This is a genomic window from Nocardia aurantia (assembly GCF_009604425.1).
Taxonomy (GTDB): domain Bacteria; phylum Actinomycetota; class Actinomycetes; order Mycobacteriales; family Mycobacteriaceae; genus Nocardia; species Nocardia aurantia.
The window spans coordinates 480,777-499,529 of record NZ_WEGI01000003.1; the positions used below are offsets into that span (position 1 = coordinate 480,777).

General features: G+C 70.3%; 19 protein-coding genes. 13 read left to right on the plus strand and 6 right to left on the minus strand.

Annotation, left to right across the window (positions count from 1 at the left end; all coding sequences use genetic code 11):
- Window positions 1-11: 11 nt before the first annotated feature.
- The 7 genes from NRB56_RS08535 (at window position 12) to NRB56_RS08565 (ending at window position 8,041) form a co-directional block, all read left to right on the plus strand.
- Entirely contained in the window at window positions 12-791 is a 780-nt protein-coding gene (locus tag NRB56_RS08535; RefSeq protein WP_153340099.1) for an SDR family NAD(P)-dependent oxidoreductase, read from the plus strand.
- Between the two features lie 18 nt (window positions 792-809).
- Window positions 810-1,964: an acyl-CoA dehydrogenase family protein gene (locus NRB56_RS08540; RefSeq protein WP_153340101.1), complete on the plus strand. Its 1,155-nt coding sequence runs from the start codon at window positions 810-812 to the stop codon at window positions 1,962-1,964.
- Window positions 1,961-2,902, plus strand: coding sequence for an acyl-CoA dehydrogenase family protein (locus NRB56_RS08545; RefSeq protein WP_319942722.1), 942 nt, complete (start codon window positions 1,961-1,963; stop codon window positions 2,900-2,902). Before NRB56_RS08540 ends, NRB56_RS08545 begins: the two co-directional genes overlap by 4 nt.
- A 4-nt stretch (window positions 2,903-2,906) precedes the next feature.
- Window positions 2,907-3,689 carry an enoyl-CoA hydratase/isomerase family protein gene (locus NRB56_RS08550; protein WP_153340103.1) on the plus strand — a complete coding sequence of 261 codons (783 nt, stop codon included), beginning with the start codon at window positions 2,907-2,909 and terminating at the stop codon, window positions 3,687-3,689.
- A 366-nt stretch (window positions 3,690-4,055) separates the two neighbouring features.
- On the plus strand, window positions 4,056-5,252 hold the full coding sequence (locus NRB56_RS08555; protein WP_153340105.1) for an acyl-CoA dehydrogenase family protein: 1,197 nt from the start codon (window positions 4,056-4,058) through the stop codon (window positions 5,250-5,252).
- A 322-nt stretch (window positions 5,253-5,574) separates the two neighbouring features.
- Entirely contained in the window at window positions 5,575-6,756 is a 1,182-nt protein-coding gene (locus NRB56_RS08560) for an acyl-CoA dehydrogenase family protein (protein WP_153340107.1), read from the plus strand.
- A 79-nt stretch (window positions 6,757-6,835) separates the two neighbouring features.
- Window positions 6,836-8,041, plus strand: a complete 1,206-nt coding sequence (locus tag NRB56_RS08565; protein WP_153340109.1) for an amidohydrolase family protein — start codon at window positions 6,836-6,838, stop codon at window positions 8,039-8,041.
- Window positions 8,042-8,050: 9 nt separating this feature from the next.
- On the opposite strand, the gene NRB56_RS08570 is transcribed toward NRB56_RS08565, so the two are convergent.
- On the minus strand, window positions 8,051-8,500 hold the full coding sequence (locus tag NRB56_RS08570; protein WP_319942723.1) for a PTS sugar transporter subunit IIA: 450 nt from the start codon (window positions 8,498-8,500) through the stop codon (window positions 8,051-8,053).
- The gene (locus NRB56_RS08575) at window positions 8,497-8,727 is read right to left on the minus strand and encodes a glucose PTS transporter subunit EIIB (protein ID WP_153340110.1); all 231 of its coding nucleotides are present in this window, start codon (window positions 8,725-8,727) and stop codon (window positions 8,497-8,499) included. The genes NRB56_RS08570 and NRB56_RS08575 overlap by 4 nt, the downstream gene beginning before the upstream one ends.
- Before the next feature lie 109 nt (window positions 8,728-8,836).
- On the opposite strand from NRB56_RS08575, the gene NRB56_RS08580 reads away from it, so the two are divergent.
- The 6 genes from NRB56_RS08580 to NRB56_RS08605 all read left to right on the plus strand — a co-directional run bounded on the left by NRB56_RS08580 (window position 8,837) and on the right by NRB56_RS08605 (window position 15,133).
- Complete coding sequence (locus NRB56_RS08580; RefSeq protein WP_153340112.1) at window positions 8,837-10,060, plus strand: PTS transporter subunit EIIC; 1,224 nt, start codon at window positions 8,837-8,839, stop codon at window positions 10,058-10,060.
- Complete coding sequence (locus NRB56_RS08585; protein ID WP_153340114.1) at window positions 10,057-10,320, plus strand: HPr family phosphocarrier protein; 264 nt, start codon at window positions 10,057-10,059, stop codon at window positions 10,318-10,320. Before NRB56_RS08580 ends, NRB56_RS08585 begins: the two co-directional genes overlap by 4 nt.
- Window positions 10,310-11,965 carry a phosphoenolpyruvate--protein phosphotransferase gene (gene ptsP, locus NRB56_RS08590; protein WP_227837367.1) on the plus strand — a complete coding sequence of 552 codons (1,656 nt, stop codon included), beginning with the start codon at window positions 10,310-10,312 and terminating at the stop codon, window positions 11,963-11,965. Before NRB56_RS08585 ends, ptsP begins: the two co-directional genes overlap by 11 nt.
- A 159-nt stretch (window positions 11,966-12,124) precedes the next feature.
- Window positions 12,125-13,285, plus strand: coding sequence for an N-acetylglucosamine-6-phosphate deacetylase (locus NRB56_RS08595; protein WP_153340115.1), 1,161 nt, complete (start codon window positions 12,125-12,127; stop codon window positions 13,283-13,285).
- Window positions 13,273-14,055 (plus strand): glucosamine-6-phosphate deaminase, encoded by a 783-nt coding sequence (gene nagB, locus NRB56_RS08600; RefSeq protein WP_319942724.1) that lies wholly within the window; start codon window positions 13,273-13,275, stop codon window positions 14,053-14,055. Before NRB56_RS08595 ends, nagB begins: the two co-directional genes overlap by 13 nt.
- Window positions 14,056-14,389: 334 nt before the next feature.
- The gene (locus NRB56_RS08605; RefSeq protein ID WP_153340117.1) at window positions 14,390-15,133 is read left to right on the plus strand and encodes a hypothetical protein; all 744 of its coding nucleotides are present in this window, start codon (window positions 14,390-14,392) and stop codon (window positions 15,131-15,133) included.
- A gap of 61 nt (window positions 15,134-15,194) precedes the next feature.
- Here the strand turns inward: NRB56_RS08605 and NRB56_RS08610 are convergent, their stop codons facing one another.
- The 4 genes from NRB56_RS08610 to NRB56_RS08625 form a co-directional block, all read right to left on the minus strand.
- On the minus strand, window positions 15,195-15,842 hold the full coding sequence (locus NRB56_RS08610; RefSeq protein ID WP_319942725.1) for a winged helix-turn-helix transcriptional regulator: 648 nt from the start codon (window positions 15,840-15,842) through the stop codon (window positions 15,195-15,197).
- A gap of 165 nt (window positions 15,843-16,007) precedes the next feature.
- A complete protein-coding gene (locus NRB56_RS08615) occupies window positions 16,008-17,543 on the minus strand; it encodes an aldehyde dehydrogenase family protein (protein WP_153340121.1) in 1,536 nt (511 codons plus the stop codon).
- Window positions 17,544-17,674: 131 nt separating this feature from the next.
- A complete protein-coding gene (locus NRB56_RS08620) occupies window positions 17,675-17,863 on the minus strand; it encodes a ferredoxin (RefSeq protein WP_153340123.1) in 189 nt (62 codons plus the stop codon).
- Window positions 17,864-17,897: 34 nt separating this feature from the next.
- Window positions 17,898-18,692, minus strand: a complete 795-nt coding sequence (locus NRB56_RS08625) for an SDR family NAD(P)-dependent oxidoreductase (RefSeq protein WP_319942726.1) — start codon at window positions 18,690-18,692, stop codon at window positions 17,898-17,900.
- Window positions 18,693-18,753: the final 61 nt, after the last annotated feature.

Below are 18,753 nucleotides of genomic sequence, written 5' to 3' on the forward strand. Positions count from 1 at the left end.
AGGATTGCAGTATGGATTCCGACCGGATGCCCGCGGCGCTGCGGCGATTCGACCTGACCGGCCGGGTGGCGATCGTGACCGGCGCCTCCTCCGGGCTGGGCGAGACGCTCGCCGAGACCCTGTCCGCCGCGGGCGCGCGGGTGGCGCTGGTGGCGCGGCGCTACGACCGGCTGGCGAAACTGGCCGACCGGATCGACGGGCTCGCGGTCGAGGCCGACCTGCTCGACGCGGCGGTGGTCGACGCGGTGGTGCCGCAGGTGGCCGACCGCCTCGGCCCGCCGGAGATCCTGATCAACGCGGCGGGCACCATCTTCAGCCACGAACGGGCCGAGGACGAAACCCTCGACGCGATCCGGCAGACCACGGACCTGAACCTGATCGCGCCGTTCCGGTTGGCGCAGGCCGTCTTTCCGCACATGGTCGCCGCCGGCCGGGGCGCGGTGGTCAACGTGTCCTCGATCAGCGGCCGGGTGGGCGTGCCGGGCATCCCGCAGGCCTCCTATGCCGCAACCAAACTCGGCCTGTCCGGGCTGACCGCGGAACTGGCCGTGCAGTGGGCCCGGCACCACATCCGGGTGAACACGGTGGCGCCAGGCTTCTTCCGCAGCGAGATCACCGACAGTCTGTACGACGAGGAACGATCCGCCGCGTGGCTGCGGCGCAACACCCCGCTGCCGCTGGAGGCCGGGCCGGAGGACATCGCCGGTGCGGTGCTGTGGTTGTGCGGCGACGCCGCGCGGTACGTGACCGGCCAGACCATCGTCGTCGACGGCGGCTGGACGGCCCGCTAGCCGGGCGAGAAACGGAGTATGACAGTGGACTTCCGAATGGGCCCGGACGCGGCCGGACTGCGAGACGATTTGCGGCAGTTGGTCGCCGACGAGGTGCCGCCGGACTTCCTCGGCGCCTTCACCGACGATCCCGCCGATCTCGAGATCGCGCAACGGTTCTGCCGCACCCTCGCCGAGCGGGGCCTGCTGTGCCTGGCGTGGCCCGAGGAGTTCGGCGGCGCCGGCGCCTCGGTGTGGGAGCAGACCGTGGTGCGCGAGGAGATGTGGGCGCATCACGAGCCGCGTGGTGCGCAGTACATGGGTGTGAACTGGGTGGGGCCGACGATCATGCGGCACGGTACGGAGGAGCAGCAGCGTAGGCATCTGCCGCCGATCGCGCGGGGTGAGGTGATCTGGTGTCAGGGGTTCAGTGAGCCGGACGCGGGGTCGGATCTGGCGTCGTTGCGGACGTCGGCGCGTCGCGACGGTGACGGCTGGCTGGTGTCCGGGCAGAAGATCTGGACCTCCTACGCGTCGATGGCGCAGTGGTGCTTCCTGCTCGCGCGCACCTCGCGCGGCGAGAAGAAGCAGCAGGGGCTGACGATCTTCCTGGTGCCGATGTCGGCGCCGGGCATCGAAGTACGGCCCATCCGAAGCATTCTCGGCCCGCACCACCTCAACGAGGTGTTCTTCGACGACGTCCGGGTCACCGAGGCCGACGTCCTCGGCACCGTCGGCGACGGCTGGCGGGTGGTCCAGGAGGTGCTGGCCTTCGAACGGGTCGGCATCGCCCGATACGCGCGCTGCGAGCGACTGCTGCTGGCCGCGCCGGAGGTACTCGGCGACCAGTGGGAGCGACTGCCGGAACAGCTGCGCGCCGGGTGGTCGCGAATGCTGGTGCACTGCCGGCGCGCCCGGCTGCTGGCCTACCGGGTGCTGGCGGTGCAGAGCACCGGCCGGGTACGGCCCGGCGACGCCGCCGCCTACCGGATCGCGGTGACCAGACTCGACCAGGACAGCGCCGCGGTGCTGACCGAGATCGCCACCTGCGCGGTCGCCGACGACGACCGGACCCGGCGCTTCCGCCGGGCCGTGGAAGACCACTGGCGCTACACCAACGCCTCCACCGTTGCCTCGGGAAGTATTGAAATGCAACGTATCCTGCTCGCCCGCTCCTTGATGGCGGCCTCGTGAACATCGAACTGGCCGACGAGGCACTCGAATACGGAATCCAGGTCCGCCGCGCCCTGGAGGCCGCCGGCGGCGACGAACTGGTCCGCAAGGCCGAAGCCCAACCGGCGGAACGCGAGACGATCGCCCGTGTCCTCGGCGACCTGGGCGCCTGGGAGCTCACACCCCGTGCGGACGCGGTCGAACTGGAGGCCGCCGCGGCGGTGTGCCGGAGCGCCGGATACTGGGCGGCGCCGTACCCGGTGGCCGAACGCCTCGCCCGCCCCGCCGATCTCGACGTCGACGGGCTCGTCGTGATCGGCGAGATCAACCCGATGGCCGCGATCGCCGGACTCGACCTGCGCTGGGCCGCGGTCGATCTCGACGGTCGGCGCAGCCTGGTGACCGCCGCGCAACCCGATGTGCCACCGCGCAATTCGGCCTTCGTCTCACCCCTGCGATCGACCCCGCAGGACGAGAACGGCGCGGGCGACATCGCCCTCGGCCTGGTGCTGCCGTGCTGGACCCTGCTCGGAATGCTGGACCGCGCCATCGATCTCGCCCGCGACCACGTCGCGGTGCGGCACCAGTTCGGGCAGGCGCTGTCGCAGTTCCAGTCGGTGCAGTTCCAGCTCACCGACGCCGAGGTCGAGCGCGCCGGCGTGGAAATGCTGGCCCGGTACGCCCTCTGGAGCATCCAGGAGGGCAACGACCAGGCCGTCGACGACGCCCTGGCGTTGCGGCTGGCCGCCATCGAGGCCGCCGATGTGGTGCTGCGGGTGGCGCATCAACTCCACGGCGCTCTCGGTTTCTGTGACGAGGCGACGTTGTCGTGGTTGTCCCGGTACAGCTGGCCCGTGCGCCGGCTCCCGCTCGGTCGCGCCGCCACCGAGAACCTGCTCACCCGTCGGCTCGCACGGTCCGGTCTGGCCGGTCTGTTCTCCGATCCGCGGGGGGTGTGAGCGGATGAAGTACGACCTTCCCGACGAGTTGATCGTGGAGTGCGACGGCCCGGTGCGGACGCTGATCCTGAATCGTCCGGATGAGTTGAACGCGGTGAACGAGCGCCTGCATTGGGGTTTGGCTCAGGTGTGGCGTCAGTTGGCGATGGATGCCGAGGCGCGGGTGGTGATCGTGACGGGTGCGGGGCGGGCGTTCTCTGCGGGTGGTGATCTCGATTGGATCACCTCGTTCCTCGAGGATCCGGTCGCGCGGGACGAGAGTGTGCGTGAGGGTGCGCAGATCGTGGAGGAGATGTTGCGGTTTCCGTTGCCGGTGATCGCGGCGGTCAACGGTGCGGCGGTGGGGCTGGGGTGCAGTGTGGCGGTGCTCAGTGACATTGTGCTGATATCGGAGCGGGGGTCGTTGACGGATCCGCATGTGGCGGTGGGGTTGGTGGCCGGTGATGGTGGTGCGGCGTTGTGGCCGTTGCTGACTCCGATCATGCGGTCGCGGGAGTTTCTGTTCACCGGTGATCGGATCGATGCGGTGACGGCGGTGGAGTTGGGGTTGGCGTCGCGGGTGGTGGCGGCGGACGACCTGCTGGCGGAGGCGCGGAGATTGGCGGATCGGTTGGCGGGGCAGCCGGTGGAGGCGTTGCGGGGGACGAAGCGGGTGGTGAACATGTATTTGTCGCAGGCGTTGTCGGGTCCGTTGCAGGCGGGGTTCGCGGCGGAGGTGGTGTCGATGCAGACGGTCGAGCATCGGGAGCGGTTGTTGGCCTTGCGGCGGAAGACGAGCAGCCGGTGAGGGCCGGGCTGATCGGAGCACCGGGAGCGGTTGCCGGCGTTGCGGCAGAAGACGAGCAGCCTGTGAGTGGCGGGCCGAGCGGAACATCGGGAAGCAGAAACTCGGTGCGACACCGTCGGATCTGCTCCCCCTCCGGGGCGAGCGGGTCGGCCTGTCGCCTGGTTCCGGGCGCATGTGGCTGCGGTGCAACGGTATTCGAGGCTGTCTGCGATGTGCGGCGCCACCGGTCGCCGCAGCGAAGTACGACGGTAGGAAGTCTCGTCTCGTCCCTGACGCACGTGGTGGTGGCGCAACTGGATTCGCCGCCGGCACGGTCGTGCGGTGTTGCCGGGACGCCGCATCCGGAGGTAGGAGAGAAGCGCCGTGATGAGTAGTGCGGTAATGGCGGATTTCCGTGTGGGGGTGCGGGATTGGTGTCGGTCGAATGTGCCGGCGGAGTGGCGGGCGGCGCAGACCGGTGTCTCCGATGCGGAATTCGTGGCGTTCCAGCAGCAATGGTTCCAGACGCTGCGCTCGGGTGGGTTCGCGGTCCCGCACTGGCCGAAGGAATTCGGTGGCGGGATGAGCGTCGCGGAGCAGGTTGTGCTGTATCAGGAGTTGGCTGCGGCGGATGCGCCTCGGTTGGTGCTGGCGTTCGTGGCGATTCATCATGCGGCGTCGACGTTGCTGGCGGCGGGGACGGAAGCACAACGGCGACGGCATCTTCCGGCGATCCTGGATGGTGAGATCTGGTGTCAGGGGTTCTCGGAGCCGGGCGCGGGGTCGGATCTGGCGTCGTTGCGGACGGTCGCGCGGCGTGACGGTGACGATTTCGTGGTGACGGGGCAGAAGTTGTGGGCCAGTGGCGCACAACACGCGGACTGGTGCCTGCTGTTGGCACGCACCGACCCGGATGCGCCGAAGCGGAAGGGGATCTCGTATTTCCTGATGGATATGCGGTCGCCGGGGATCGATGTGCGGCCGATCAAGCAGGCCACAGGGGAGTCGCATTTCTGTGAGCTGTTCCTGGATCAGGTGCGGATCCCGGTGTCGCAGTTGGTCGGTGCGGAGAACACCGGGTGGCAGGTGGCGCAGTCCACCCTGGGCGCCGAGCGGGGATTGACGATGCTGGAGTTGGCCGAGCGGCTCGGTCATGCCGGGTTCCGGTGGCTGGTGGAGGAATGCGCGCGCCCGCGCCCGGACGGTAGTCGCCCGCTAGATGATGCGGTCGTCGCGGATCGTTTGGCGACCTTCGAAACCGAGATCGCGGGCCTGCGGTTGTTGTGCGCGGATGTGGTGCAGCGGCACGAGGCGGGTACGGCGGGTCCGGCGGACGCGTCGGTGGTGAAGTTGTTCTACAGCGAGTTGTTGCAGCGGCTCACCGATTTCGGTGCCGAGGCCGGCGGGCTCGCGGCGCAGTCGGTGGTGGCGAAGCCGTCGTCCGGGGGCTGGGAGTCGGGTGCGTGGGTCCTCGACTTCGTGGGCTCGTGGGAGTGGACCATTCCCGGTGGCAGCAGCGAGATCCAGCGGACCATCATCGGCGAACGCGGACTCGGCCTACCCCGGGAGCCCAGCGCCCCATGACGACACCGCACTCCCGCTCGCAGGCGCTCCGAAGCGATCGCCACATCCCCAGCGGCCGGCAACGTTTTCCGGTGCCCCCGCGCTCTCCGGTGCCCCGGCAAGGTGGTGAACAGCGGCGAACGGCCGCTCTCATTGCTGGAGGACATCTTCCGGAACTGCGGTCGTGGGCGCCCGACCGCGGACCCGGGACCGGTCGCCGGTCGGGCGCGCGGACATCGGCGACCAGTACACACCACCGTGCGACCGGGGACGGTAGGGCGCAAGGCTGTGACACCCCGCCAGCGCGGGCCGCGAGAACCGGTGGACGTCGGAGGCAGAGTAGATGAACAGCGAAACGGGCACGGCGGCAGACGAACTCGCGGAGGTCCGGGACGAGCTGCGGACCGTGGCCCGCGCGGTACTGGCGAAGGCCGAGTCGCGCGAGCTGGACCGGCAGTCCCTCGCACGCCACGGCTGGTCCGGGCTGGAGGTCCCGGAGGAATTCGGCGGCGCCGGCGTCACCTTCGCCGAAACCGCCGTCGTCCTGGAGGAACTGGGGCGCGCCGCGGCGGCGAGCGAGTACCTCGGTACCGCCCTCGGGATCGCGGCGCTCACCGCTACCACCGGCCCGCGACGGGAAGAACTGCTGACCGCAGTGGCCGCCGGTACGACCGCCCTGTCCATCGTATTACGCAGTGCGGCAGCCGAATTCGAAACGCCGTTCCAGCTGCGCGCCGACGGCGACGGATGGCGGCTGTCCGGCACCGCGGAATTCGTGCCCGACGCGCTCACCGCGGATCGACTGCTGGTGATCGCGACCGATCCGCAGGACATCCCGGTACTCGTCTGTGCCCCGGCCGGACTCACCCGCACCGGCACCCCCGTCGTCGACGAATCCCGTGCCTTCGGCACCGTCGCCGCCGACGATCTCGCGATCAGCGGCGATGCGCTGCTGCGGTTTCCGGGCGATCCGCTCGCCGCCGCGCGGGCCCTGCACGACCGCGCCGCCCTCGCCGTCGCCTGCGACAGTCTCGGTATCGCCGAGGCCATGCTCGCCGCGACTGTCGAATACGCCAAGGTGCGTGAGCAATTCGGCCGGCCGATCGGCTCCTTCCAGGCCGTCAAGCACGCCTGTGCCGATATGTTCGTCCGGACCACCGTCGCGCGCCGGCTGATCGACGCCGCGATCGAGAGCACCGTCGCGATCGAGAGCACCGTCGCGACCGAGGGCACCGTCGCGATCGAGAGCACCGTCGCGACCGAGGGCACCGTCGCGACCGAGGGCGCCATCGCCACCGAGAGTGACGGTGCGATCGAGGGCCGCAGCGCCGCGATCGCCATGGCCAAGTCCTACACCTGCGCCGCGGCCGTCGAGGTGGCCGGCGCGGCCATGCAGTTGCACGGCGGTATCGGCTACACGTGGGAGAGCGGGATCCACCGATATCTCAAGCGGGCGACGCTGAATCGGGTGCTGTTCGGCACTCCCGCCGCGCACCGGCGGCGCTTGGCCGCGCGATACCGCTGATCCGCGCTGGTGCGGGACGGGGCCCTCCTTTAGTATGTGAGTATTCGCTTATCTATGACGAGGTAGTTGGGAGATCCCGATGTCGTTCAGCTGGTTCATTTCGGTCGACGACCACTTGATCGAGCCGGCCAGGCTGTGGCAGGAAAGGCTGCCGCAGCGGTGGCGGGACACCGGTCCTCGCATCGTGCGTGAGGGCAAGTCGGAGTTCTGGGTCTACGAGGACCGGCAGATCGTCACCACCGGGCTGAACGCTGTCGCGGGCAAGAGCCGCGAGGAGTTCTCCCCCGAGCCGATCACCTACGAGGACATGCGGCCGGGCTGCTACGAGCCCGCCGACCGCGTGGCCGACATGAACCAGGGCCACGTCCTGTCGTCCATGTTGTTCCCGTCCTTCCCGCGGTACTGCGGCCAGGTCTTCCACGAGGCCAAGGACAAGGAGCTCGGGCTGCTCTGCGTGCAGGCGTGGAACGACTTCATCCTGGAGGAGTTCGCCCAGGCGTACCCGGGCCGCTTCATTCCGATGATGATCATCCCGCTGTGGGATCCGAAGGCCGCCGCCGCCGAGGTCGAGCGCACCGCGGCCCTCGGTGGCAAGTCGATCGCCTTCTCGGAGAACCCGACGAAGCTCGGCCTGCCGTCGATCCACAACGATCACTGGGACCCGCTGTTCCAGGCCTGCAACGACACCGGCTACGTGGTCTCGATGCACGTCGGTTCCTCGTCCAACCTGATCCGCACCTCCGAGGACATGCCGACGTTGGCCTTCATGGCCTACTCCGCGGCCGCGAATCAGGCCGGGACACTGCTGGATTGGCTGTTCAGCGGTAACTTCGTGAAGTTCCCGGACCTGAAGATCGCGCTGTCCGAGGGCTCGATCGGCTGGATCCCCTACTTCCTGGAGCGGGCCGAGCAGGTCGTCGACAAGCAGCGCTTCTGGGCGTCGCGGTTCGACATCGACATGAACGCCAGCCACGAGCGCGGCGAGGAGAAGGGTTCGGCCAGTTTCGATCTCGACACCGACATCCGCCGGCTGTTCAAGGATCACGTGTTCGGCACCTTCATCGAGGATCAGGCCGGCATCCGCCTGCTGGACATCATCGGCGAGGACAACGTGATGCTCGAATGCGATTACCCGCATTCGGATTCCACCTGGCCGGACACCATCCAGCTGGCCACCAAGTGGCTCGGTCACCTGCCCGCCGATGTGCAGCACAAGATCGCGATCGGCAACGCCACCCGCGTCTACAACTTCACCCCGGCGGATCCCTCGACGATCACCGCCTGAGGCCCGCGGTCAGGCGGTGAACAGCACCGCACCCGCCGCGATCGGCCCGGCCGCGGCATCGCGCGCCGAGCCGGGCGCGGAGTCCATCACGACGACGGGGACGGCGGCGCTGTGGCCTTCGCGGCGAACGGCGTTGGGGGAGAAGGTGATCAGCGGATCACCGGCGGCCACCCGGGCGCCCTCGGCGGCGTGCACGGTGAACAGTTCGGGCTTGCCGACGGTGTCGATGCCGACGTGCACCAGCACCCCGACCCCGGAGTCGGCGACGATCACCGCGGCGTGCGGATGCAGTTTCACCAGGGTGCCCGCGATCGGCGCGGCGACGGTGGTGGGGTCGTCGGTGTCGGCGGGTTCGACGGCGGCCCCGGCGCCGACCATCTCCGCGGCGAACACCGGATCGGGCACCTCGGCCAGCGCCACGGCGCGGCCGGGCAGCGGCGCCAGGACCTCGGTGGTCACAGCAGATCGTTGATGTCTTCGGCGAGGGCGTCGGCGGTCGGGCCGACCACGACCTGCACCGCGTTCCCGGCCATCACCACGCCGTGCGCTCCGGCGGATTTCAGCGCGGGCTGATCGACCTGCTGCGGGTCCTTGACCTCCACCCGCAACCGGGTGATGCAGCCCTCGACCTCCACGATGTTGCCGGGCCCGCCGAGCCCGGCGAGGATCTGGTCGACCTTGGACATGGTTCCTCCACGCGTGTCGAGGGGACGGGACTGGTCAGCGCCACAGGTATGCAGTTAATATCCAGCTACCATACCTGTTCGGCGACCCCAGGCACCCGCGAGGACCTTCATGGCCACTGCCGACCCCGGCGCCCGCAAGAAGCTCGACCTGTCCGGCTTGCAGAAACTGGGCCGCAGCCTGATGCTGCCGATCGCCACGCTGCCCGCGGCCGGTCTGCTGTTGCGGCTCGGCCAGCAGGACATGCTCGGCCGCTGGACGGCCACGCGGGGGGTGGCCGACGTGCTGGCCGGGGCGGGCGGCGCGCTGATCGACAATCTGCCGCTGCTGTTCGCCCTCGGCATCGCGATCGGCTGGGCCAGGAAGGCCGACGGCTCCACGGCGCTGGCCGCGGTGGTCGGCTATCTGGCGTTCGAGGGCGTGCTGAAGGCCATGTCGCCGGTGGTCCTGCGCGGGAAGACCGATGCCAAGGGTGGTCAGGAGCTGGTGAATTTCGGGGTGCTCGGCGGCATCGTGATGGGCCTGACCGCGGCAATCCTCTGGCAACGCTATCACCGCACCGCCCTGCCGGACTATCTCGGCTTCTTCTCCGGCCGCCGCCTGGTGCCGATCCTCACCGCCGCCGCGGCCGTCGTCCTGGGCGTGCTGCTGTCGTATGTGTATCCGGCCTTCCACGCGGCGCTGACCTGGCTGGGAAATGCGGTGTCGCACAACGCCGTTGCCGGTGGCGGTCTGTTCGGGCTGGCCAACCGGCTGCTGCTGCCGCTGGGGCTGCACCACATCCTGAACTCGGTGGTGTGGTTCGTGATCGGCGACTATCACGGCGCCCACGGCGACATCTCCCGCTTCCTCGCCGGTGATCCGGAGGCGGGCACCTTCATGACCGGCTTCTTCCCGATCATGATGTTCGGCCTGCCCGCCGCCGCGCTGGCGATCTGGCGCAACGCGCGGCCGGAGCACCGGAAAGCGGTGGGCGGCATCATGCTCTCGGCCGGGCTGACCTCCTTCGTCACGGGAATCACCGAGCCGCTGGAGTTCTCGTTCATCTTCGTGGCCTGGCCGTTGCTGGTGCTGCACGCGCTGTTCACCGCGTCGTCGATGGCGCTGACCAACGCGCTCGGCATCCACGACGGCTTCACCTTCTCCGCGGGCGCGATCGACTATCTGCTGAATTTCGGCAAGGCCACGAAGGGCTGGCTGCTGATCCCGATCGGGCTGGGCTACGCGGTGCTCTACTACGCCGTCTTCGGCTTCATCATCCGGCGCTGGAACCTGCAGACCCCGGGCCGGGAACCGGACGAGGACCAGATCGAGAAGGAGAACGTCGCGCAATGATCACCCGCACCGCCGTGGTCGCGGCCAAGACCGGCCTGCACGCCCGGCCCGCTGCGTTGTTCGCCAAGGCCGCCGCCGAATCGCCGGTGCCCGTGCGTATCTCGGTCCGCGACAAGGAGCCGGTGGCGGCCGGCAGTCTGCTGCAACTGATGACGCTGGGCGTCGAATGCGGCGACACCGTGACGCTGCACGCCGAGGACGGCGCCGACGACGTGCTGGAGCGGCTGGTCGGAGTGCTGGAGACCGATCTTGACCACTGAACTGCACGGCGTGGCCGCCGCGCCCGGACTCGTTGTCGCACCGGTGAAATGGCTGGCGCCGGCACCGGTGACCAGTCCCGACGATCCGCGCGGCGCCGACCCGGACGCCGAGATCGCCCGCGCCGACACCGCATTGGCGACGGTGTCCGGCCGCTACGCGGACCTGGCCGGACGCGCCGAGGGGCCGGCCGCCGACATCCTCACCATGACGGCCGCCCTGGCGGCCGATCCCGCCCTGCGCGACGAGGTGCACGCCGGGATCCGCGCCGGGGAGCCGACCGCGCACGCGGTCAGCGGCGCGGTCGCGCACTTCGCCGGCCAGCTGGCCGCGCTGGGCGGGCTGATGGCCGAGCGGGTCACCGACCTGCACGACGTCGGCCAGCGCGTGGTGGCGGAACTACTCGGCGTCGATCCGCCCGGAATCCCGCACGCCGCTGTGCCTTTCGTGCTCGCCGCCGAGGATCTGGCCCCCGCCGACACCGCCACGCTGGACCCGGAACAGGTGGTCGGCCTGCTCACCGTCGCCGGCGGCCCCACCTCGCACACCGCGATTCTCGCCAAGGCCCTGGGCATTCCGGCCGTGGTGGCCTGCCCGCGCGCGGTCGAGGTGGCCGAGGACACCGAGGTGCTGCTCGACGGCACCACCGGCCTGGTCGAACTCGCCCCCGACTCGTCCCGGCGCGCAACGGTTTCCGAATTGCGCGAGCGCCGCGAGCGGGCGGCCACCGGACCCGGCCGCACCGCCGACGGATACGCCGTGCCGCTGCTGGCCAATGTCGGCAACGCCGCCGACGCGCGACTGGCCGTCGAATTCGGGGCCGAGGGCGTGGGGCTGCTGCGCACCGAATTCCTGTTCCTGGACCGGCAAACCGCGCCCACCATCGCCGAGCAGACCGCGCACTACCGGGAGATCCTCGCGATCCTCGGGCACCGGCCGGTCACCATCCGGACCCTCGACGCCGGATCCGACAAGCCGCTGCCGTTCCTGCGCCTGCCGGTCGAACCGAATCCGGCGCTCGGCCTGCGCGGAATCCGGTTGCGCGACATCGACGAAGGCACCCTGTACGAGCAGCTGGCGGCGATCGCGTCGGCCCGTGCCGCCACCGGTACCCCGGTGAAGGTGATGGCGCCGATGGTCGCCACCGTGGAGGAGGCCCGCCGCTTCGCCGCCGCCGCCCGGGGCGCCGGACTGTCCGACTGCGGCATCATGATCGAGGTCCCCGCCGCCGCGACCCGCGCCGAATTCCTCGGCGCCGAGGTCGATTTCTTCTCCATCGGCACCAACGACCTGTCGCAGTACCTGTTCGGCGCGGACCGGATGTCCTCGGCCCTGGCGGCCCTGCACGACCCGTGGCAACCGGCCCTGGCGTCCACCGTGGCCGCCGTGGTGGCGGGCTCCCGCGCCGACGACATCCCGGTCGGCGTCTGCGGCGAGGCCGCCTCGCATCCCGAATTCGCCTGCGTCCTGGTCGGTCTCGGCGTCTCCACCCTGTCGATGGCGCCGCGCTCGCTGCCGGCCGTGCGCGCCGCGCTGTCGGCGGTGACCCTGGATCAGTGCCGCGCCGCCGCCGTGGCCGTCCTCACCGAGGCCACCGCCGCCGAAGCCGCCCGCGCCGCCCGCGCCGAACTGAGGCCGGCCGAATGAGCGCCGACCCGGTCGGGGCCGTGTTCGATCGGGCCGGGCGTCCGATATGAACCTCGAGTCCCGCCCGGGGCCGGCGGGTCCTGCGGGGTTGACCTCGAAGTCTCTTCGGCCCAGGGTGTTTCGCGTCGGACGGCGAGTGTGGGGAAATGGGGGCCGGATATGAGGACCGTGCTGCGCGGGCGGGTGGTGACCGGGACCGAGGCGGGGGCGATCACCGACGCGGTGGTGGCCTTCGACGGGCCGACGATCGAATTCGCCGGTCCGGCCGAGGAATTCGAGGGCGAACTGCCGCCGGTCGAGCCGGTGCTGATCCTGCCCGGTCTGGTGGATGTGCACTGTCACGGTGGTGGCGGGTTCGGGTTTCCGGATGCGGACGAGGCGGGGGTGGCCGCGGCCGCGGGTTTTCATCGGGGGCGTGGGACCACGACGCTGGTCGGGTCGCTGGTGTCGGCGACCGAGGCGGAGCTGGGCGAGCGGATCGGGGTGCTGGGCCGGGCCGTGGACGACGGGCTGCTGGCCGGGATCCATCTGGAGGGTCCGTTCATCAGTGTGGATCGGCCGGGAGCGCATGCGCTCGATCGGATCGTACCCGGCGATCCGGCGATGCTGCGGCGCCTGCTGGAACGGGCGGACGGGCGCGTGGTGTCGGTGACGATCGCGCCGGAGACCGAGAACTTCGATGAACTCGGCAATCTGGTCGGGGAGGCGGGCGCCGTGTTGTCGCTCGGGCACACGGTCGCCGACTACGCGCGATCCGCGCATGCGTTGTGGCGCGGCGGCCGGATCTCGGTGACCCACCTGTGCAACGGCATGCCGCCGCTCGAGCACCGGCATCCGAACTTTCTCACCGCCGCGCTGTCGGCCGCCGCGCACGGGGTGGCCGTGGCCGAAGTGATCGGCGACGGAGTGCATCTCGCCCACGGAACCGTGCGGATGCTGTTCGATACCCTCGGCGCCCGGCACATCGCGCTGATCACCGACGCGATGGCCGCCGCCGGGCAGCCCGACGGGCACTACCGGCTCGGTAGCCTCGATGTGGTGGTGGTGGACGGGGTTTCCCGCCTGTCCGGTCCGGACGGGCCCGGGGCCATCGCCGGTGGTACCGCGTCCGCATCGGATGTGTTGCGGCACACCGTGTTCGGTTCCTCAGTGGATCTGTGCTCGGCGGTCATGTCAGCATCGGGCACCGGTGCCCGGCTGCTCGGCCGGGCGCATCGGATCGGTACGCTACGGCCCGGCGCGGTCGCGGACGTGCTGGTGACCGACACCCGGCTGCGTCCGGTGCGGGTGTACAAGGAAGGGGCCCTGTGGAACTCGTGATCGCCGACGACGCCGCGGCTGCGGGCCGCCTCGCGGGCGGCATCATGGCCGACCACATCCGGGGTGGTGCGCACGCGATCGGCCTGGCCACCGGATCGTCGCCGCTGGGCGCCTACCGGGAACTGATCCGGCAGCATCGCGAGCGGGACCTGAGTTTCCAGCGCGTACAGGCGTTCCTGCTCGACGAGTACATCGGCCTGCCGCCGGGCCATCCGCAGTCGTACGCGCGCTTCATCCGCGACGAATTCACCGCGCACGTCGACATCGCCGACGACGCGGTGCACAGTCCGGACGGCAACGCCGCCGACATCCCCTCCGCCGCCGCGAGTTACGAGCGGATGATCGCCACCCGCGGCCCGATCGCGGTGCAGATCCTCGGGATCGGCGGCAACGGGCACCTCGGCTTCAACGAGCCGGGCTCCTCCCTGCGCTCGCGCACCCGGGTGAAGACGCTGACCCCGAAGACCCGGGCCGACAACGCCCGGTTCTTCGACGGCGACCTGGCCCGGGTGCCGACCCACGTCCTCACCCAGGGGCTGGGCACCATCGGCGACGCCGGGCATCTGCTGATGATCGCCACCGGCGCGGCCAAGGCCGAGGCTGTGGCCGCGGCCGTCGAGGGCCCGGTGTCGGCGTTCTGCCCGGCCTCGATCCTCCAGATGCACCCGCACGTCACGGTGATCGTCGACCCGCCCGCCGCCGCCTACCTGAAGGCGATCGACTACTACCACTTCGCCTTCGTGAACAAGCCTGCCTGGCAAGGTTTCTGAGCTGCCCCAGCCGCCGGGCACGGGGTGCCGGAACACTCCGTGCGGAGCGGCTCGGCATCGGGCCGCAGACCCCGGACACCCATCCTGGCGCAGTGGCCGTCGCCGACCACGTCTGCGATCACCCGTCCCGGCGGAGCGGCGGTCACCGCCGAGGCCCGAACACTCCGGCCGGCAACGGCTTCCGGGTCGCTGCTGTCGCGGCATGGAGACAAGTAAATCAACTATCTTGTTGAAATACTTGTCTATGAGTTACGGTTTCGAGTGTGGGCCGCCTCCGATCCCTCGGGACCTCGGTGCCGGGTCCGCTGCCCGGCGCATCGAAACGGAGCACGTCATGTTCTCGGCCTCGTCCCTTCTCTGGCTTCTCGCCGTCCTCGGCACCGTCGCGGTGGCATCCGCGACGACGTTGTCCTTGCACGCGGCCGCCCTGGCCGCGGGTACCGGTCGCCGCGCGGCGCGTTCGGTCGCACTCGGCTTCGCGCTGGTCTGGGTGGCCTGGGCCGTCCTCACCACGGGGCTGGCGGCAGCGGAGGTCTACCGATTCCGCGACGATGCGGTGAAGCCTTGGCTGGCAGTGGGATTCGCCGTTCCGGTGCTGATCCTGCTGGCGCTGTCCCGAGTGCCGGTCGTCGCCCGGGTGCTCACGCATCCCGCGGCGCGGGTGCACCTGATCCGCCCGCACGAGGTGCGGATCATGGGCGTCGTCTTCCTGCTCGGGCTGGCGATGAGCGATCTGCCGCCGCTGTTCGCGTGGCCGGCCGCCCTCGGCGACATCGCGATCAGCTGGTCCGCGGCCCGGGTGGTCCGCCGGTTGCGTGCCGGCGGTGCCGACCAGAATGTGCTGTGGTTCAACATCTTCGGCATCGCCGACTTCGTGGTCGCGTTCGCGATCGGCATCCTCGCCGCGCCCGGCGGCACGCGGGTACTGCACCTCACGCCGTCCACCGAGCACATCTCGATGCTGCCGCTGGTGCTGGTGCCGACCGCCGCGGTGCCGGTGCTGTTCGTGTTGCACGTGCTGTCGATGGCGAATGCGCGTGCCACGGAACCGATCTCCGCGGCACCGGCCGTCGCCTGAGCGCTGCTGTCCGGCGGCCGATACCCCACGGCCGCCGGGGCACCGGCCGCCGGAGGCGGGTCTACGCGGACAGCACGAACATGTCCCGGAACCGGTCCACCGCCGCCGGGTCGCCGTCGAACCGTATCCGCGGCAACAGCTCTCGCCGCAGGTCCGCGTCACCCGAGCGGAAGCGGACCAGATCGGCCGCGTCGGCGGTCAGGCGCACGACCGGCTCGCCGTGGCGCGGCCCGAGAGTCGCGTCCCGGACCGAGAATTCGAAGCCGCGTCCGCCGATGCTCGCCCGGTAGGTGGCGTCCGTCGCCCCCGCGCGCGCGGGGGCGAACGCCAGCAGGACCCCGGCGAGGAAGCCGTTGAGCGGCGTCGCGTCCTCGCCGGCGTCCGGCGGAGTCACCATCGGCAGGCCGAACCAGGCCAGCGACTGCAAGACCGGAAACACTCGCCGCCAGCCGGTCTCGCTCATCGAGTAGACCGTGCGGGCCACCGGCGGCGGGAGTTCGGTGCGCTCGATCAGCCCCGACTCCTCGAGTTCCCGCAGCCGGTCGGCGAGCAGGTTGGTCGCGATGCCCGGCAGCTGCGCGCGCAGGTCGCTGTAACGCCGTGCGCCGCCGAGCAATTCACGGAAGATGAGCAGCGTCCACCGCTCGCCGAGGGAGTCGAGCCCCTTCGCGATCGGGCAGTTCTGATCGTAGCTGCGCCGCTTCTGCACGAAAAGAAACTCTACCAACTAGACAAACAAGTTGTGCACGGTAGTCGCTTCGCATCGGCGTGGTGGTCGAGCACGGGCCTGCCCGCGCGGCACGGCTGCGTCGTCGCCCCGGCGGCCCGGCGCGCAGCCCGCCGCGAACGCTGCGCCGCCGGGTGTTCCGATCGCTCAGGACAGCAGGCGGCGGAGCAGCTTGTTGCCGAAGCCGTGCTTAATCACCATCTCCAGGCTGCGAATCGTCTTGTCCGAGTACGGGTACCAGATGCTCTCCTGCTTCGGCTGCCAGCGGTCGATCAGGATCGGCAGCGGATGGGTGAAGCCGCGCAGCGCGTCCAGGCCGTTGACATGGCCGAGGCCGCTGTTCTTGCGGCCGCCGAACGGCGCCTCCGGGACGCCGTAGATGACGGACGCGTCGTTGTGCACGACCGAACCGGTGTGCAGTTGAGCGGCGATGCGCCGGGCCTTGTCCGCGTCCTTGGTGAACACCGAACCGCTGAGGCCGTACTGCGAGTCGTTGGCCATCCGGATGGCCTCCTCCTCGTCCCGTACCCGCATGATCGCCGCGATCGGCCCGAAGGTCTCCTCGGTCATGATCTCCATGTCGTGGTTCGCGTCGACCACCACGGTGGGCTGGAAGTACAGGCCGTTACCGGCGGCCGGCGCGCCACCGACGACGATGTCGGCACCCTTGGCCTTGGCGTCGTCGACGTGCTTGGCCACGATGTCCATCTGCCGATCCCAGAACAGCGGGCCCATATCGGTGTCGCCGGGACCGTAGGTGACCTCGGCGGCCCGCTTCGACACCAGCCGGATGAACTCGTCGGCGACGCTGTCCACCACGTAGATCCGCTCGACGCTCATGCACACCTGGCCGGTGTTGAACATCGACAGGTACACCGCGCCCGCCGCGGCCCGATCCAGATCGGCGTCGGCGCAGACGATCATCGCGTCCTTGCCGCCGAGTTCCAGCGTGCAGGGGAGCAGCCGCTCGGCGCAGGCCGCGGCGATCTTGCGCCCGGTGCCCACGCTGCCGGTGAAGCACACCTTGTCGATCTCGGCCGCGACCAGCGCCGCGCCGGTCTCGCCGTCACCGTGCACGACCTGCACGACATCGGCGGGAACCCCCGCCTCGTGCAGGATCTTCACCGCCCACTCGCCCGAGCGCGGGGTGACCTCCGAGGGCTTCAGCACCGCGGTGTTGCCGGCCAGCAGCGCCTGCACAACGGGGTTGAGCGACAACACGAACGGGCCGTTCCACGGCGTGATCACGCCGACCACACCCAGCGCCTGATAGTGGACGAACAGCTTCTTCGTCGGCTTCAGGTAGCCGTGCAGCGGCTGCCGGTGCGGCTTCAGGTCGCGCGGCGCGCGATGGGTCCAGAAGGCGAGGAAATCGCACGACGGCACGATCTCCACGGCCAGCGCCTCGGTCTGCGGCTTGCCGGTCTCCGCGCGGACGGTCGCGATGATCTCGTCGCGCCGGGCCACCAGCACATCGATCGCCGAGCGCAGGATGGCGGCGCGCTCGGCCACCGGCCGCGCGGCCCACGCGGGTTGCGCCGCGCGGGCCCGCGCCACCGCCGCCGCCACGTCGTCGGCGGTGCTCACCTCGACCTCGTCGATGCGGTGGCGATCCACCGGACTGTCCAGGACGAGCCGGCGCCGGTCACCGGCGGCCGCCGGGGCGGATTGAACGATGGCCATGATCTGCTCCTCACCCAGTGCCGAGACTGCAACTGGTTCTCTTTGTAAGGTAGCGGATCCGGCTGGGCAGATCTGTACATCAGGCGCAGAAAATTGACACCTGTTCCAGAAAATTGGCGGACGGGACTCCGTCAGGTGAGCACGATGGCCCGTTCGGGGCAGTTGTCGGCCGCCTCGCGCGCCTTGTCGGCGAGTTCGGCGGGGACGTCGGAGACGAGGGCGGTGCCGTGGCCCTCGGCATCGAGGTCGAAGACCTCCGGGCAGATCTCCCAGCAGCGGGCGTGGCCCTGGCAGCGGTCCGGATCGACGGCGACGTGCATGAACGGATCTCCTAGGCGTGGTGCGGGATTCGGATCAGAAGGTGGCGGACACGGCCCACGGGCCCTCGGTGAAGGGGCGGCCGAGCACTTCCATGCTGAAGACGATACGACCGGTGACCGCCGCCGGATCGGACGTACACAGCACGTGCGCGGCCTCGGGCATGGCGTCGTCCGGCTCGACCGGGGCGTTGTCGGGGGTGTGCGGCGAGACCACGGCCACGCCGGGGGTCATCACCAGACCGGAGGTGCCGAGCGAGTTCACGCTCACGCCGCTGCCGTGCAACTCGGCGGCGAGGCCGGTGGTGAGGCGGTCCAGGGCCGACTTGTACATGCCGTAGGGCACGCAGCCGTCCTTGGCCCACTCCGGGTACGGCGGGCCGAGCGGGTGGCGGGCCTGTTTGGAGGTGATGTTGAGGATCCAGCCGCGGCCGCGGTCGACCATGCCGGGGGCGGCCAGCTGGCACAGCCGGAACGGCGCGGTCACCATGATCTGCTGCATCACCGCGTTGCGGCGCGGCGCGACATCCAGCGCCGGACCGTAGAAATTGACGCCGGCGTTGTTCACCAGGGTGTCGACCGGGCCGAGCGCCTCCTCGGCGCGGGCCACGATGGTGTCGAGCTGATCGGGATCGGTGAGATCGGCCGGGATCGCCGCCGCGCGACCGCCGCCGGTGCGGATGTTCTCGACCACCTCTTCGATCGAACCGGGCAGGCGTGATTCGCCGGGGCCGGCCGTGCGGGCGACCACCGCGACCGCGGCTCCGGCGGCGGCGAACCGCTCGGCGATCCGCGCGCCGATGCCGCGGCTGGCGCCGGTGACTATGGCCACGCGGCCGTCCATCGATCCCACAACTGCTCCCCGCGACAACGTCGACCGGCGCCCTTCGCCG